General features: G+C 33.4%; 13 protein-coding genes. 10 read left to right on the top strand and 3 right to left on the bottom strand.

From position 1 onward, the window contains the following. Positions 1-228 precede the first annotated feature (228 nt). From FG167_RS11875 to FG167_RS11840, 8 genes are all read left to right on the top strand, one after another. A complete protein-coding gene (locus tag FG167_RS11875; RefSeq protein WP_203458466.1) occupies positions 229-1,032 on the top strand; it encodes a helix-turn-helix domain-containing protein in 804 nt (267 codons plus the stop codon). 251 nt (positions 1,033-1,283) lie between these two features. After that, on the top strand, positions 1,284-3,056 hold the full coding sequence (locus FG167_RS11870) for a long-chain fatty acid--CoA ligase (protein WP_203458465.1): 1,773 nt from the start codon (positions 1,284-1,286) through the stop codon (positions 3,054-3,056). A 111-nt stretch (positions 3,057-3,167) separates the two neighbouring features. Beyond that, positions 3,168-3,623 (top strand): MarR family winged helix-turn-helix transcriptional regulator, encoded by a 456-nt coding sequence (locus tag FG167_RS11865; RefSeq protein ID WP_203458464.1) that lies wholly within the window; start codon positions 3,168-3,170, stop codon positions 3,621-3,623. Between the two features lies 1 nt (position 3,624). Further along, positions 3,625-6,033, top strand: coding sequence for a 3-hydroxyacyl-CoA dehydrogenase/enoyl-CoA hydratase family protein (locus FG167_RS11860; protein ID WP_203458463.1), 2,409 nt, complete (start codon positions 3,625-3,627; stop codon positions 6,031-6,033). Between the two features lie 5 nt (positions 6,034-6,038). Further along, positions 6,039-7,229, top strand: coding sequence for an acetyl-CoA C-acyltransferase (locus FG167_RS11855; RefSeq protein WP_203458462.1), 1,191 nt, complete (start codon positions 6,039-6,041; stop codon positions 7,227-7,229). A gap of 27 nt (positions 7,230-7,256) precedes the next feature. Continuing rightward, positions 7,257-9,065: an acyl-CoA dehydrogenase family protein gene (locus tag FG167_RS11850; RefSeq protein ID WP_203458461.1), complete on the top strand. Its 1,809-nt coding sequence runs from the start codon at positions 7,257-7,259 to the stop codon at positions 9,063-9,065. A gap of 83 nt (positions 9,066-9,148) precedes the next feature. Further along, positions 9,149-10,792, top strand: a complete 1,644-nt coding sequence (locus tag FG167_RS11845; RefSeq protein ID WP_203458460.1) for a M1 family metallopeptidase — start codon at positions 9,149-9,151, stop codon at positions 10,790-10,792. Positions 10,793-10,797: 5 nt separating this feature from the next. After that, complete coding sequence (locus tag FG167_RS11840; RefSeq protein ID WP_203458459.1) at positions 10,798-11,370, top strand: YdeI family protein; 573 nt, start codon at positions 10,798-10,800, stop codon at positions 11,368-11,370. 81 nt (positions 11,371-11,451) lie between these two features. On the opposite strand, the gene FG167_RS11835 is transcribed toward FG167_RS11840, so the two are convergent. From FG167_RS11835 to FG167_RS11825, 3 genes are all read right to left on the bottom strand, one after another. Next, positions 11,452-12,918 carry a sigma 54-interacting transcriptional regulator gene (locus FG167_RS11835; RefSeq protein WP_203458458.1) on the bottom strand — a complete coding sequence of 489 codons (1,467 nt, stop codon included), beginning with the start codon at positions 12,916-12,918 and terminating at the stop codon, positions 11,452-11,454. Between the two features lie 115 nt (positions 12,919-13,033). Next, positions 13,034-14,161, bottom strand: a complete 1,128-nt coding sequence (locus tag FG167_RS11830) for a VWA domain-containing protein (protein ID WP_203458457.1) — start codon at positions 14,159-14,161, stop codon at positions 13,034-13,036. Between the two features lie 54 nt (positions 14,162-14,215). Next, positions 14,216-14,893, bottom strand: coding sequence for a Crp/Fnr family transcriptional regulator (locus FG167_RS11825; protein ID WP_203458456.1), 678 nt, complete (start codon positions 14,891-14,893; stop codon positions 14,216-14,218). 106 nt (positions 14,894-14,999) lie between these two features. Here FG167_RS11825 and FG167_RS11820 point away from each other — a divergent pair, with 106 nt between their 5' ends. Together FG167_RS11820 and ccoS are read left to right on the top strand one after the other, a co-directional pair. Continuing rightward, a complete protein-coding gene (locus FG167_RS11820; protein WP_203458455.1) occupies positions 15,000-17,378 on the top strand; it encodes a heavy metal translocating P-type ATPase metal-binding domain-containing protein in 2,379 nt (792 codons plus the stop codon). A gap of 85 nt (positions 17,379-17,463) precedes the next feature. Continuing rightward, positions 17,464-17,652 carry a cbb3-type cytochrome oxidase assembly protein CcoS gene (gene ccoS, locus FG167_RS11815; protein WP_055442379.1) on the top strand — a complete coding sequence of 63 codons (189 nt, stop codon included), beginning with the start codon at positions 17,464-17,466 and terminating at the stop codon, positions 17,650-17,652. The last annotated feature ends 1 nt before the right edge of the window (position 17,653 follow it).

Genomic DNA, 17,653 nt, shown 5'->3' with positions numbered 1-17,653 from the left:
TTACATGTAGTAAAAGAACTACTATTACGATATTTTACAAGTGCATCTAATCAATTATAACTAATTTTGTATCTTAACATTTCCTAAAATGCTTTAGAGCATAACAATGTTTTTATCCACTTACCATAATATTTGAACAACCCTAAAAATTAAAATTTTCGCTATAAATATATATATATATATATATATATATATATATATTAATTAAGTTGTTCATAATCACTATTAATGCAATTAACATATTTTAAAAACGAAAACACTAATCCTTTAGTGGAGGAATACTATGAACTTTTAATAAAAAAAAGCATCATACCTTTTCAATCCAGAATTATTCCTAGTGGTAATACTGCTATAACTTATATTTTTACTCCTGGTCAAAAAGCAATAGTAAAAAACAAAGAAATGCCATTAAATAAATTAACTTTAAGTGGTATATTTTATCAATCTTATACATTTATCTCTACTGAAGTTGGCTCATCCTTCGGCTGTACTTTCCATCCAACGGCACTTCATAAACTTTTAAATATAGATGTCAATAAAATAAAAAATAAACATATTCCGCTACAAGATATTAGCATCCCGTTTTCTGAAAAATTAGATGTAATATTTCAAAATTATCAAACGCCACAAAAGGCAGTTAGTGATTTAGAAAAATTATTAAACGAATCTCCTCTAACCATCAACCAGAATACTATACTTATAGATAAAGCAATTGATTTAATACAGGATAGTGAAGGACTAATTAACATCGATAAAATATTATTGGAAACTAAAATATCTCAAAAAACATTAGAAACACAATTCAAAAAAATTGTTGGTATTACTCCTGGAAAATATATACGATCTTTCAGATTTATTAAACTTTTAAAAAAGTACGAAAACAATGAGATAGATATAAAAGATCTTATATATATGTATAACTATTATGATTCCTCTCATTTTAATAAAGATTTTAAATTATTCATGAATGAATCTCCGACTTCCTTTTTCAAAAAAGACAATGTTTTAATAAAAAAAATACTGAAAAATTAAAGTTTACGTTAATTTACAATGCTTTTAATCACCTATACCCTACTTTTATATGGAATAAGCGAATCATTCTATTATCAGTTTAGTTAGTTATTTAGGGATTCTATAATTTTTTATTATGAATGATAAATAATCGTCTATTTAATCAGTGATTTTTTAAAGGAACTATAATTTTTATGGTTCCTTTTTGATTTTGTAATTTGAAATTGATTTTTAATTTCATACTTTGCGTATCTTCAAATTACAAATAAAAAATGACAGAGATCACCAGACTTTTTGATTTTCCATATTACCAACTTGAGAAATATAATTTAGATGCTGCTTTAGTAACTAAAAAAGATGGAGAATGGATTAAAACCTCTACTAAAGAATATTTAGATAAAGCTAACGCTATTAGTAGGGCTTTGTTAAAAATGGGGATTCAAAAAAATGATAAAATAGCACTTATTTCTTCCACCAATAGAACGGAATGGAATATTATGGATATTGGTATCCTTCAAACAGGTGCACAAAACATTCCAATTTACCCAACTATTTCTGCCGAAGACTATGAGTATGTATTAAACCATAGTGAGGCTACATACTGTTTTGTCTCTGACGCACAAGTATTAGAAAAAGTACGCAAGGTACAAGCAAACACCCAGGTAAAAGAAGTATATTCTTTTAATCATATAGAAGGATGTAAACACTATTCCGAATTATTCGAATTAGGTAAAGATGAAAGCAATCAAAAAGAAGTACAAGCCCGTAAAGACGCCGTGCTTCCTTCAGATTTAGCAACCATTATATACACTTCAGGTACCACAGGAAAACCAAAAGGAGTTATGCTCTCTCATAATAACATTACGAGCAACGCTTTGGATGCCTCTGATCGCCTGCCTTTTATAAATTCGGAAGAAAATAGAATCCTGAGCTTTTTACCTATTTGTCATGTGTTTGAGCGTGTATTAATTTACCTATATCAATATGCAGGAGCAACCATATACTTTGCGGAAGGCATAGATAAAATTGGCGAAAATGCTAAAGAAATCAAGCCAAACTTAATGAGTGTTGTACCGCGATTATTAGAAAAAGTGTATGATAAAATTATAGCAAAAGCTGAAGATTTATCTGGTATAAAAAAAGCACTTTTCTTTTGGGCTGTTCGTTTAGGTGAACAGTGGGAACCTTATGGAGCAAATGGCGCATGGTACGAGTTTAAATTAAAAATTGCTAACAAATTGATTTTTAGCAAATGGCGAGAAGCACTTGGAGGTGAATTACACACCATGGTTTCTGGTAGTGCCGCTTTACAAACTAGATTAACAAGAGTATTTTCTGCTGCAGGAATGCAAGTAATGCAAGGCTACGGCCTAACAGAAACTTCTCCTGTTGTATCAGTAGAAATGTATGCCAACCATCATTTTAGAGTCGGCACTGTAGGTAAACCAATCAAAAATGTAGAAGTAAAAATTGCCGAAGATGGAGAAGTGCTCATAAAAGGTCCAAATGTTATGATGGGCTATTATAAAGATCCAGAAAAAACAGCAAGTGTTATGACTGGCGACTTTTTTCATACTGGAGATAAAGGAGAAATTGATGCCGATGGCTTTTTAAAAATTACAGGTCGTAAAAAGGAAATGTTTAAAACCTCTGGTGGTAAATATGTTATTCCGCCACTTTTAGAGAACGAAATGAAACAATCCCTTTTCATAGAACAAATCATGGTCGTTGGTGAAGGAGAAAAAATGCCGGGAGCAATCATACAACCTAATTTTGATTTCATTAGAGATTGGATAAGTCACAAAAAATTGGATATTGGTACATCGGATGCTGAAATTGCAACTTCACAAGTGGTAATTGATCGCATTCAGGAAGAAATAGATAAATACAACTTACATTTTGGAAAATGGGAACAAATTAAACGTTTTGAACTTACACCTGAAGTTTGGACTATAGATTCGGGACACTTAACTCCTACCATGAAAATGAAAAGAGAAGTTATTAAAAACATGCATCAAGATCTTTACGATAAAATTTACAGATAAATAATAAAAAGCTCCTATAACTAGGAGCTTTTTATTTTCTACACAATATTTTTCAAATTTATTATGCACGCATAGTATATTTTTGTATATTTGGGAATATAAAATTTCTAAATGAAAGATGCAACAATAGATTATGTGCTAAGAACCACATGGTTAGCTGTAACCAAAATGTATAATGAAGAAGCTTCTAAGTTTGAAAGTACTATGGCTACTGGTTTTGCATTATTAAGTATAGATCCAGAACACGGAACACCTTCAACATCTCTAGGTCCCAAAATGGGTATGGAAGCAACAAGCTTATCGCGTACCCTAAAAAATATGGAAGAAAGAGGCTTAATAGAACGTAAACCAAACCCAGAAGATGGTCGTGGGGTTCTAATTTTTCTAACTGAATTTGGTAGAGAAAAAAGAAACTACTCCAAAGAAAAAGTACTAACCTTCAATGAAACTATAAAAGCAAACGTAGCTTCAGAAGAATTAGCTAGTTTTTATAAAGTAGCAGAGATTATTAATAATATGATTTCTAACAAAAAAATATACAACAAAAAAGAACATACCTTAAAATAACATGAGCAAACGTAGAATTAAAAAAGTTGCGATTATTGGTTCCGGAATTATGGGATCTGGTATCGCGTGTCACTTCGCCAATATTGGTGTAGACGTATTACTATTAGACATTGTTCCTAGAGAACTAAACGACAAAGAAAAAGCTAAAGGTTTAACCTTAGAAGACAAAGTCGTAAGAAACAGATTAGTAAATGATGCTTTAACGGCATCTTTAAAATCTAAACCCTCTCCTATTTATAGTCAATCTTTTGCAAGTCGAATTACGACAGGAAACTTAGAAGACGATATTGCTAAAGTTGCAGATGTAGATTGGATTATGGAAGTTGTAGTGGAAAGACTAGACATCAAAAAAATGGTGTTCGAAAACTTAGAAAAGTACCGTAAGCCAGGAACTTTAATTACATCGAATACGTCTGGTATTCCTATTCACTTTATGAGTGAAGGTCGTAGTGAAGATTTCCAAAAGCATTTCTGCGGAACACACTTCTTTAACCCAGCACGTTACTTAAAATTATTCGAAATAATTCCTGGACCAAAAACAGAAGCGTCTGTTCTTGAGTTTTTAAATGACTATGGCGAAAAATTCTTAGGTAAAACTTCGGTTGTTGCTAAAGATACTCCTGCTTTCATTGGAAACAGAGTTGGTATCTTCAGCATACAAAGTTTATTTCATGCTGTTAAAGATTTAGATTTAACTATTGAAGAAGTAGATAAATTATCTGGACCAGTAATTGGTCGTCCAAAATCGGCAACCTTCCGTACCGTAGATGTTGTTGGATTAGATACTTTAGTTCACGTGGCAAACGGAATTAGAGAAAACTGTCCGAATGACGAACGTTTAGAGTTATTTAAATTACCAGATTTCATCAACACTATGATGGAAAACAAATGGTTAGGAAGTAAAACAGGACAAGGTTTTTATAAAAAAACAGTTTCAGCGGAAGGGAAAAAAGAAATTTTATCTCTAGACTTGAACACGCTAGAATATCGTCCTGCAAAACGCGCAAAATTTGCAACTTTAGAATTAACGAAAACGATTGATAAAGTCGTAGACCGTTTTAAAGTATTAGTAAAAGGAAAAGATAAAGCTGGTGAGTTTTATAGAAAAAGCTTCACTGCATTATTTGCTTATGTATCTAATCGTATTCCTGAAATTTCAGATGAGCTTTACAAGATTGATGATGCAATGAAAGCTGGTTTTGGTTGGGAACAAGGTCCTTTCCAAATTTGGGATGCTATTGGAGTTGAAAAAGGAATCGAATTAATGAAAGCGGAAGGTTTAGAACCTGCTGCTTGGGTTAATGATATGGTTGCCTCTGGTAACACTTCCTTTTATACAGTAAAAGATGGTGCTTCATATTTCTATGATATTCCTTCTAAAAAACAAACTAAAATTCCTGGTCAAGATTCCTTTATAATCTTAGATAATATCCGAAAAACAACCGAAGTCTTTAAAAATTCTGGTGTTGTTGTTGAAGATTTAGGAGACGGAATCCTGAATTTAGAATTCCAATCTAAAATGAACACGATTGGTGGAGACGTTTTAGCTGGATTAAATAAAGCTATTGATTTAGCCGAAAAAGACTTTGCTGGTTTAGTTGTTGGTAACCAAGCTGCAAACTTCTCTGTTGGTGCAAACATTGGAATGATTTTCATGATGGCTGCTGAGCAAGAATATGATGAGCTTAACATGGCTATTAAATACTTCCAAGATTCTATGATGCGTATGCGTTATTCTTCTATCCCAACTATCTCTGCGCCTCACGGCATGGCTTTAGGTGGTGGTTGTGAGTTATCGTTACATGCAGATAAAGTAGTTGCAGCAGCAGAAACGTACATGGGACTTGTAGAGTTTGGTGTTGGTGTGATTCCTGGTGGTGGAGGTTCTAAGGAAATGGCTTTAAGAGCACAAGACCTTTTCCATAAAGGGGATGTACAATTAAACGTGTTACAAGAGCATTTCTTAACTATCGCCATGGCAAAAGTATCCACTTCTGCTTACGAAGCTTTCGATGCTAACCTTTTACAAAAAGGAAAAGATATTGTTGTAGTTAACAAAGATCGTCAAATAGCAGTTGCAAAACAACATGCTGTATTAATGGCGGATGCTGGTTATACACAACCTGTAAAAAGAAATGACGTTTTAGTTCTTGGTAAACAAGCACTAGGTATGTTTTTAGTAGGAACAGATGCTATGGAAGACAGTCATTACATTTCAGAACATGATATGAAAATTGCGAATAAATTGGCTTATGTTATGGCTGGTGGAGATTTATCGGAACCAACACGTGTAACAGAACAATATTTATTGGATTTAGAGCGTGAAGCTTTCTTAAGTTTATGTACAGAACGTAAAACTTTAGAACGTATTCAGCACATGTTAACCAAAGGTAAACCTTTAAGAAACTAAGAAAAATGAAAACAGCATATATAGTAAAAGCATATAGAACAGCAGTTGGTAAAGCACCAAAAGGCGTGTTCCGTTTTAAAAGAACAGATGAATTGGCAGCAGAAACCATCAAATACATGATGAAAGAATTGCCCGATTTAGATCCAAAGCGTATTGACGATGTTATTGTGGGTAACGCAATGCCAGAAGGTTCTCAAGGATTAAATATGGCACGTTTAATCTCTTTAATGGGATTAGATATCGTAGATGTTCCTGGTGTAACTGTTAACCGTTTTTGCTCTTCTGGAGTAGAAACTATTGCTATGGCAACTGCAAAAATACAAGCCGGAATGGCAGATTGTATTATTGCTGGAGGAGCAGAAAGCATGAGTAGTGTACCAATGACAGGTTTTAAACCAGAATTGAACTATGATATCGTAAAAGCTGGTCACGAAGATTATTATTGGGGAATGGGAAATACGGCTGAAGCTGTTGCAAAACAATTCAACGTGTCGCGAGCAGACCAAGATGAATTTGCGTACAATTCACAAATGAAAGCCCTAAAAGCGCAAGCTGAAAATCGTTTTCAAGATCAAATTGTACCTATTGAAGTGGAACAAACTTATATTGATGCTAACGGAAAAAAAGCAATAAAAACATATACAGTAACTAAGGATGAAGGACCACGTGCTGGAACTAGCATAGAAGGGTTATCTAAACTTAGAGCGGTATTTGCTGCTGGAGGAAGTGTTACTGCTGGTAACTCGTCACAAATGAGTGATGGAGCTGCTTTTGTAATGGTTATGAGTGAAGATATGGTAAAAGAGCTAGGTTTAGAACCAATTGCAAGAATGGTAAACTATGCTGCTGCAGGTGTGGAACCTCGTATCATGGGAATCGGACCAGTAAAAGCAATTCCGAAAGCATTAAAACAAGCAGGATTAAAACAAGACGATTTATCTTTAATTGAGTTAAACGAAGCTTTTGCTTCTCAATCTTTAGCAGTAATTAGAGAATTAGATCTTAATCCAGCTATTATTAACGTAAATGGTGGTGCTATTGCACTTGGACACCCTTTAGGATGTACTGGAGCAAAACTATCAGTACAACTTTTTGATGAAATGCGTAAGCGTGACATGAAAGGTAAATATGGTGCAGTAACCATGTGTGTGGGTACAGGTCAAGGTGCTTGCGGAATATTTGAATTTTTAAACTAATAAAAGAACTTAATACAATACTATAAAATGGCAGATTTAGAAAAAGATATCCTACGTGGAGGTCAATTCTTAGTAAAAGAAACAAAATGCGAAGACGTGTTTACTCCTGAAGATTTTTCAGAAGAGCAAACAATGATGAAAGAGTCCGTAATGGAATTTAATGATCGTGAAATCATTCCTTATAAAGCTCGTTTTGAAGCTAAAGATTATGCATTAACAGAAGAAGTTATGCGTAAAGCTGGAGATATGGGATTTTTAAGTGTAGCTGTTCCTGAAGCTTATGGCGGAATGGGAATGGGATTTGTTTCAACAGTTTTAACTTGTGATTATATTTCAAGTGGAACTGGTTCTTTTAGTACTGCTTTTGGTGCGCATACAGGAATTGGTACTATGCCAATTACTTTATATGGAACCGAAGAGCAAAAACAAAAATACGTACCAAAATTAGCTTCCGGTGAATGGTTTGGAGCATATTGCTTAACAGAACCTGGTGCTGGATCTGATGCGAATTCGGGTAAAACAACTGCGGAACTATCTGCAGATGGTAAATCATATAAAATCAACGGACAAAAAATGTGGATTTCAAACGCAGGTTTCTGTAGTTTGATGATTGTTTTTGCTCGTATTGAAAATGATAAAAACATTACTGGTTTCATCGTGGAATATGATGGTAAAAATCCAAACGGAATTACTTTAGGTGAAGAAGAACATAAATTAGGTATTCGTGCTTCTTCTACACGTCAAGTTTTCTTTAACGATACTGTAGTTCCTGTTGAAAATATGTTAGCTGGTCGTGGCGAAGGATTTAAAATCGCAATGAACGCACTTAACGTCGGACGTATTAAATTAGCAGCAGCTTGTTTAGATTCACAACGTAGAGTACTATCTATCGCTGTAAATTATGCGAACGAACGTAAACAATTCAAAACAAGAATTTCAGACTTTGGTGCTATTAAAACCAAATTAGCGGAAATGGCTGCTAGTGCTTATGCTGGTGAATCTGCAACCTATAGAGCTGCTAAAAATATTGAAGACAGAATCGCGATGCGTGAAGCTGCCGGAAATACACATCAAGAAGCAGAACTTAAAGGTGTTGAAGAATACGCTATTGAATGTTCTATCTTAAAAGTTGCCGTATCGGAAGATGTACAAAATGCAGCCGATGAAGGTATCCAAATTTTTGGCGGAATGGGATTCTCTGAAGAAACTCCAATGGAGTCGGCTTGGAGAGATGCTAGAATCGCACGTATTTACGAAGGTACTAACGAAATTAACAGAATGTTAGCTGTTGGTATGCTAGTAAAAAAGGCTATGAAAGGTCATGTAGACTTATTAGGTCCTGCTTCTAAAGTACAAGAAGAACTAATGGGAATACCTTCTTTTGAAACTCCAGATTACTCAGAGTTATTTTCAGAAGAAAAAGAAATGATTCAGAAGTTGAAAAAGACTTTCTTAATGGTTGCTGGTGGAGCGGTTCAAAAATATGGTCCTCAATTAGAAGATCACCAACAATTATTAATTGCAGCTGCAGATATCTTAATTGAAATCTATATGGCAGAATCTGCAATTTTAAGAACAGAGAAAAATGTGAAACGTACTAGCGAAAAAGAGCAATCTGCTCAAATCGCTATGGCGAAATTATATTTATATCACGCTGTAGATATCGTGGAAGAAAAAGGAAAAGAAAGTATTATTTCTTTTGCTGAAGGAGACGAACAACGTATGATGCTAATGGGACTTAAACGTTTTACAAAATACGCGAACTATCCAGACATCGTAGATTTACGTATCGAGATTGCTGAAAAAGTAAAAGCAGAAAATAAATACTGCTTCTAATTATTAAAGACTAATTAGAGAAAAGCCACTTCAAATTGAAGTGGCTTTTTTTATTTTGATTATTTTAGAGCAAAATTAAACGCATGAAAAATCTATTCATTATAATCACTTGTTTTATAGCCACTTCTTGTTTCTCTCAAAAAAAAGATGGCCTATTTAAATCCAAAAACAATTTCACAAAACAAGATACTCTAAGAGGAAGCATCACGCCAGAACGTGCATGGTGGGATTTAACATACTATCATTTAGATATAAAAGTAAATCCAGAGGATAAAACTATTGGTGGAAAAAACACCATTCAGTATACTGTTTTAAAAGAAAACAACATCCTACAAGTAGATTTACAAACGCCTTTAAAAATCACCAAAGTAACACAAGACGACAAAGAACTAGAAATAGAACATGTTGGAAATGCACACTTTGTAACTTTAAAAAAGCCACAAAATATTGGCGATGTAAATAGCATCGATGTCTTTTATGAAGGTACTCCCAAAAAAGCAGTTCGTGCACCTTGGGATGGCGGTTTTTCTTGGAAAAAAGACAATAATGGGAAACACTTTATAGCTACTTCTTGCCAAGGATTAGGAGCTAGCGTTTGGTGGCCAAATAAAGACCACATGTATGACGAGGTGGATAGTATGGATATTAGCGTTACCATTCCAAAAGATTTAATGAATGTATCTAACGGAAGACTTAAAAGTATTGTCAAGAATAACGATGAAACCATTACTACCAATTGGCATGTTGCCAACCCAATAAATAATTATGGGGTAAATGTAAACATTGGAGATTATGTGCATTTTTCGGAAGTATATCCTGGAGAAAAAGGAGATCTAGACATGAATTATTACGTACTACGTGATAATCTTGAAAAAGCAAAAGAGCATTTTAAGGATGCGCCAAAAATGATGAAAGCTTTTGAGCATTGGTTTGGTCCTTATCCGTTTTATGAAGATGGTTATAAACTAGTTGAAGTGCCTTATTTAGGCATGGAACATCAAAGTTCTGTTACCTATGGAAACCAATATAAAAAAGGGTATTTAGGGCGTGATATGTCTAGAACTGGTGAAGGACTAAAATTTGATTTTATTATTATTCACGAATCTGGTCACGAGTGGTTCGCCAATAATATTACATATAAAGACATTGCAGATATGTGGATTCATGAAAGCTTTACCAATTATTCTGAAAATCTGTTTTTAGACTACTATTACGGAAAAGAATCTTCAGCAAAATATGTTATAGGAACACGTAAAGGCATTAGAAATGATAAACCTATAATTGGTGCTTATAATGTAAACAATGAAGGTTCTAGTGATATGTACAGTAAAGGTGGAAACATGTTACATACCTTACGTCAGCTTATTGAAGACGATGAAAAATGGCGACAAATTCTACGCGGACTAAACAAAACATTTTACCACCAAACGGTTACTACACAACAAGTAGAGAATTATATTAGTGAACAGTCTGGAATAGATTTAACCGCATTTTTCAATCAGTATTTAAGAGACACTAGAATTCCTACCTTAGAATATGAAATTAAAAATAACCAACTAAAATATAGATGGACAAATATTGTTGCCGATTTTGATATGCCAATTCAAGTAACCATCGATGAAAAAGAACAATGGATTTTTCCTAATAGTATATGGAAAAAAACAGCGATTAAAAATAAAGACATTCAAATAGACGAGGATTTTTATGTAAAATCTAGCAAACTTTAATAGTAATGGAATTAGCAGAACTATATTTTAAATCGGATAACGAATGGCGCGAATGGCTACACATTAATCACGATAGTGATAATGGCATCTATCTTATCTTTTACAAAGTAGACCATAAAAACGAAAGTATGCGTTGGGAAGAAGCGGTTAGAGTTGCTTTATGCTATGGTTGGATTGATAGTACGGTAAAAAGTTTAGGAGACGGAAAACGAAGACAATATTTTTGCAAACGAAACCCTAAAAGTGTTTGGAGTGCTTTAAACAAAAGGCATATTAAAGATTTACTAGCGGAAGATTTAATGCATCCCAAAGGATTAGAAATTATAAAAACAGGAAAGAAAAATGGGAGCTGGACCGCTTTAGATACTGTGGAGAAAGGAATCATTCCGGAAGCATTACAAATTGCTTTTAATAAAAACCCAAAAGCTTTTGACAATTTTAACAACTTCGCTCCTTCTTACAGAAAGCATTACTTGTATTGGTTGCACAGCGCCAAACGTGAGGCTACAAAACAAAAAAGAATCGCAGAGATTATTAAACGCTGCGATGCTAATATTAAATCTCGAGATACGTGGTAAACAATATTATTTAGATTCCCATTTTCACGGAAAGGACAGTTTCAAAAACCTTTAAAAGCTAATATTTCAAAGGTTTTTAAATTAAATACCACTTAGAAAACTCCCATACGGATCTTTAAATTGAATCCCTTCAGTAAACCTATGTTTACTTAATTGCTTGAACTCTACCAAAGCCCAAAGCACAAACTCTTTCACAAAATAACTTTCTTGTTTCGATAATTTTGGTTGGTGCTCTGCTAACAAATCATCTAAAGGAGAAACGGCGTTTAGTAGATTATTATATTCTTTATCTCTTAGGCTATCTAGTAATTCAAATCCTTCCGAATTATTAAAAAACCACGAAATAATAGCGTCATACGGACTTTCATCTTCTTGTTTTCTTAGTTTTTCAATCTCAGGGAAAAATTCAGGGAACAAACTTTTTACTGCTTCACCAATTAAATTATAAGCCACTTGTGCAGCTCCTTCCTGTTCTCCTTCATATACCAATTCCACTTTACCAGTAATTGCTGGAATGATCCCTAAAAAGTCGGATAATCTTACGGTTGTAGTTTCATCTCCTGATTTTAGCGAACGCAATTCTGCTGTACTTAATAAATTCTCGAAAGCAGTAATACTTAATCGTGCACTAACACCACTTTTTTCGTCTATAAAATCACTTTCTCTAGCTTCAAACACAATTTGCTCCAACAAGTCTTTTGCTAATTCTGGTACGTGGATACTTTCTTTTTGTCTTGCATCCGATTTTGCTTCTTGCTGTGTAATGGTTTTTGCAGTTTCAATATCTGTTGGATAATGCGTTAATATTTGCGATCCAATTCTATCTTTTAAAGGGGTTACAATACTTCCTCTGTTGGTATAATCTTCTGGATTTGCAGTAAATATAAACTGCATATCTAAAGGCAAACGCAATTTGAATCCACGAATTTGAATATCGCCTTCTTGTAAAATATTAAATAAAGCCACTTGAATTCTAGCTTGTAAATCTGGTAATTCATTAATCACAAAAATACAACGGTTTGCTCTTGGTATCATTCCGTAATGAATCACACGATCATCGGCATAACTCAACTTTAAATTCGCTGCTTTTATTGGATCTACATCACCAATAATATCTGCAACAGTTACATCTGGAGTTGCTAGTTTTTCTGCAAAACGTTCACTTCTATGTATCCAAGTAATTGGCGTATCCTCTCCTTTTTCTTTAATCAATTCTATAGCATACCTAGAAATTGGCTGCAACGGATCGTCATTAATTTCAGATCCTTCCACCACAGGAATATATTCGTCTAACAAATTCAGCATTAAACGTGCTAAACGTGTTTTTGCTTGTCCGCGTAATCCTAAAAAGTTAATATTATGTCTGGATAAAATAGCACGTTCTAATTCCGGAATCACGGTATTTTCATAACCATGCACTCCTTCAAAAACGGTTGTTTTATTCTTTATTTTTTCAATTAAATTATCTCTTAGTTCGTCTTTAATCGATCTGCTATTATATCCAGCGTTTTTTAATTCGCCTAAAGTATTTATATCTTTTATTTCCATATTTTTTTTTATTCTTTTTTAACTCCTCTTTCTTTTGATTTTCTTTAATGAAACTCAAAATACATTCTCCTCTTAAAATAAGAGGAGAGCTACTTCTTATTTAACAGTTAGTTAATTAGCCTTTAATTCTTTTCTTCCTATTGGTTTCGTAATCTTCAAAAATCATTTCCCCTAAACCTTTCAATCCGGTATAAAATGCTTTCCCTTGATTGGCATGCGTAAATTCTTCTACAAATTGCATTAAATACGGATCTTGCGCAATCATAAAAGTGGTAATAGGAATATGTAATTTTCTAGCCTGTTGCGCTTGTGCATAGCATTTATTGGTGATATACGGATTCAATCCGTTACTGTCCTTATAATACGTTCCGTCAGGCATTTTCAAGCAACTCGGTTTTCCATCGGTTATCATAAAAATCTGCTTGTTGGTATTTCGTTTTCTTCGTAATAAATCCATTGCCAACTTTAATCCTGCAACGGTATTGGTATGGTATGGACCAACATTTAAATAGGGCAAATCTTTAATTTTAATAGGCCAAGCATCGTTTCCAAAAACTAAAATATCTAAGGTATCTTTTGGATAGCGTGTGGTAATTAATTCGGCTAAAGCCATTGCTACTTTTTTGGCAGGAGTAATTCTATCTTCGCCATACAAAATCATAGAGTGGCTAATATCAATCATTAATACCGTGCTCATTTGCGATTTATGCGTGGTCTCTTCCACCACCAAATCGTCTTCGGTTAGATTAAAATCGCCAATACCATGATTAATTTGTGCGTTTCGCAAACTTTCGGTCATAGACACTTTATCTAAGCTATCGCCAAACTGGTAATTTCTAAAATCGCCGGTATGCTCATCTCCTATTCCGGCACCTTTACTTTTATGATTTCCAGAACCGCTTCGTTTTATATTCCCGAATATTTGATCTAATGCAGATTGCCTAATAGCACGTTCGGTTTTTGCTGTAATAGCATTCCCTTTTTTACCATCCGGTTTAATTTCTTCACGTATATACCCTTTATCTTTCAGGTCTTCAATAAAGTCGTCTATGGTATATTCGGCAGTAGTTAACTCATACTCTTTATCTAATTCGCGAAGCCAACTTATAGCTTCGTCAAAATCTCCAGAAGTATGTGTAATTAACTCTTTAAATATATCAAAAAGCTTCTCGAAAGGGGATTGTGAAGGTGCTTCGTATGTTTTAAATACAAAGCCTTTTCTGTGTATATTTTCATTTTTCATTGCAGCATAAAAATACTGCTTTTTTAATGGAAGAATATTAAATCTATAATAAAATTACTCTACAGATTTTAATTTTTGAAGATTTTCAATTTTAATCATTTTTCCTGATGTAGAAATTAATCCTTCTTTTTTGAATTGAGACAGAATCCGAATAGCAGATTCTGTAGCAGTACCAACCAAATTAGCATAGTCATCTCTTGAAAAATTAATGGCTAAAAATCCGGTTTCATTAATCCCAAAACTTTCATGTATATAAATGAGAATATCTGCGATTCTGTGTTTCACAGATTTCTGAGCCATATTTACTATAATATTATCAGACTCTCTTAAATCTTTTGCCATTTGCTCTAACATAGAATGACAAAATTCTGGATTCTTACTTAAATCATCAACAATTTCCTTTTTAGGAATAAAACAAACCTCCATATCATTAAGTGCTACAGCGCTTAAATTTGCGGATTCATTACCAATTAAAGAACGTTGGCCTAATAAATCGCCTTTAACCACAAGTTTTACTATTTGATCTCTTCCGTTGGGACTCAATTTAGATAGTTTACAAATACCATCTTTAATACAGTAAACACCATTTATTATCTCTCCCTCTTCAAAAATAGTTTCTCCTTTTTTAATCGTTCTAGAAGTTTTACAATTAGAAACTCGTACCAATTCGTCTTTGGATAGCGTTTTTAAAGCATTAAACTGTCTTACAATACACTGTTCACAATTACTCATACCTACTTTTAATATTTGGCGAAATTAATTAAAACATGACAAATATCATAGTATATTAGCACATGTTTAGTGACTTTTGTTACAGGTATAAATGAGCAAAAAAAATATGGACAAGTCTACTTGCTTTCATTGTGGCGATGATTGTGATACAACCGTTATTCAATTTAACGAAAAAACGTTTTGTTGTAATGGTTGCAAAACCGTTTATGAGATTTTCTCAGAAAACGATTTAACCTGTTACTATGATTTACAGTCTTCTCCTGGAGCAATTCCTAAAGAAATTCAAGGTAAATACGATTTCCTTTCCCAAGAAAATATTATTGAAAAACTAACCGAATTTAACGATGGCAACACCCAAATTGTTACCCTCTATATTCCGCATATTCATTGTAGTTCTTGTATTTGGATTCTAGAAAATGGAAATAAATTAAATCCAGGGATATCCACCTCACAAGTTAATTTTGGTAAGAAAACCGTTCGTGTTACTTACGATACTGAAAAAACATCGCTTAAAGAAATTGTGATACTTTTAAGTAGTATTGGCTATGAACCCTATATTTCTTTAGACGATTTTAAAACAGGAAAAGAACATATTAACAGAACACTAATTTACAAATTAGGTATTGCTGGTTTTGCATTTGGTAATGTGATGTTTCTTTCCTTTCCGGAGTATTTTGAAGTTGGTGAATTCTGGTTAGAACAATACAAGCACTTGTTTCGTTGGCTCATGTTTGCCTTTTCACTTCCTGTCGTTTTTTATGCAGCACAAGATTATTTTGTTTCGGCGTTCAAAGGTTTACGTGCTAAACTTTTAAATATAGATGTACCAATAGTTTTAGGGATTTCGGTTTTATTTATTCGAAGTACTATAGAAATCATTTTCGATTTAGGATCCGGTTTTTTTGATAGTTTAACGGGTTTGGTTTTCTTTTTATTACTCGGAAAGTTCTTTCAGCAAAAAACATATTCCTTCCTTTCGTTTGAGCGGGATTATAAATCGTATTTCCCAATTGCAATAACTAAAATTTCTTCGGAAGAAGGCGAAACTCCAATTCAAGTTTACGAAATTAAAAAAGGAGACCGATTACTGATTAGAAACGAAGAGTTAATACCTGTAGATGGTATTCTCATTAACGGAAAAGCACGAATTGATTACAGTTTTGTAACTGGAGAATCGGAAAACGTTAGTAAAAATTCTGGTGATAAGCTATTTGCAGGAGGAAAACAAACCGCTGGAGTGATAGAAATGGAAGCCTTGAAATCGGTAGAACAAAGTTACCTCACGCAACTATGGAGTAATGATGTATTCAGTAAAAATAAGGAAGACGGCTTTACAACCTTAACGAATAAAATAAGTAAAAAGTTCACCTTTGCCGTTTTAAGCATTGCTTTTATAGCAACCACTTTTTGGTTATTTGTAGATGCATCGAAAGCCATGAATGTTTTTACTGCTGTACTTATTATTGCGTGTCCGTGTGCCATTGCGCTCTCTGCTCCTTTTACCTTCGGAAATTTACTTCGCATCTTTGGAAAGCAAAAATTCTATGTTAAAAATGCTTCGGTTATAGAACAGTTAGCTGCTATAAACACGATTATTTTTGACAAAACAGGAACGATTACTTCCAACAAACAAAGTACAGCAACCTATGAAGGGGAAACGCTTTCTACTTCCGAAGGCATCTTACTAAAAAATACGCTCCGTGGTTCTAATCATCCACTAAGTAGAACGCTCTATGATATTTTAGATGAAAACAATATCATTACCTTAAATCATTTTGAAGAGCATTTAGGTAAAGGTATTGAAGCTTCCCATAATAACGAAAACATAAAAATTGGCTCTGCTAGTTTTGTGGGTTCTTCAGAAGCTTCCGTTTTAAATACAGCGGTTCATATTAGTACTAACAATATTTATAAAGGAAAATATACTTTTTATAATAGCTATAGAAAAGGGTTGTCGAAACTCTTCAATAAGTTAAAAAAACAATATGATTTGGTAATCCTTTCTGGGGATAATGAAGGAGAATTGGAAAATTTAAAAAAAATACTTCCAAGTAAAACGAAGTTAATTTTCAATCAGAAACCAGATGACAAATTAGAATACATCAAATACCATCAAACCGAAGGTGCAAAAGTACTCATGATTGGAGATGGTTTAAATGATGCTGGAGCATTAGCACAAAGTAATGTTGGTATTGCATTGTCGGAAAACGTAAACGTCTTCTCTCCTGCTTGTGATGCTATTTTAGATGCTTCCAAATTCAATCAACTGTACAAATATATCAAAGTATCAAAAAGTGCAATACAAATTATTAAATGGAGTTTTGTACTTTCATTTGTATATAACGTAATAGGTTTGTACTTTGCAGTAACTGGACAATTAGCCCCAGTAGTTGCCGCCATTTTAATGCCTTTAAGTTCCATTAGTATCGTAGTGTTTACAACCATTGCTACAAATATTTTAGGTAGAAAATTGGCAAGAAATTAGAATGAATACAAATAACTAAACATGATAAAAATCATGTTTTAAAAAACGGTTTACATGTAATTTTGAACCATAACTTCAAATAGGTATGAGTGTTATTTATATTTTATTGACTATCAGCATTATAGTTGCAATCGGTTTTTTTGCAGCTTTTATTTATGCGGTAAAAAGTGGTCAATTTGATGATAGCTATACCCCTTCTGTTAGAATGCTTTTTGAAGATGAACTTGTTAAAGAGAAACCAAAACCAACTATAAAAACTAAAAAGACTAATTAAT

It is taken from the genome of Lacinutrix sp. WUR7 (assembly GCF_016864015.1).
Lineage (GTDB): Bacteria > Bacteroidota > Bacteroidia > Flavobacteriales > Flavobacteriaceae > Oceanihabitans.
Note: the sequence above shows the minus strand (reverse complement) of the source record. Positions and strands in the feature narration are given on the sequence as shown.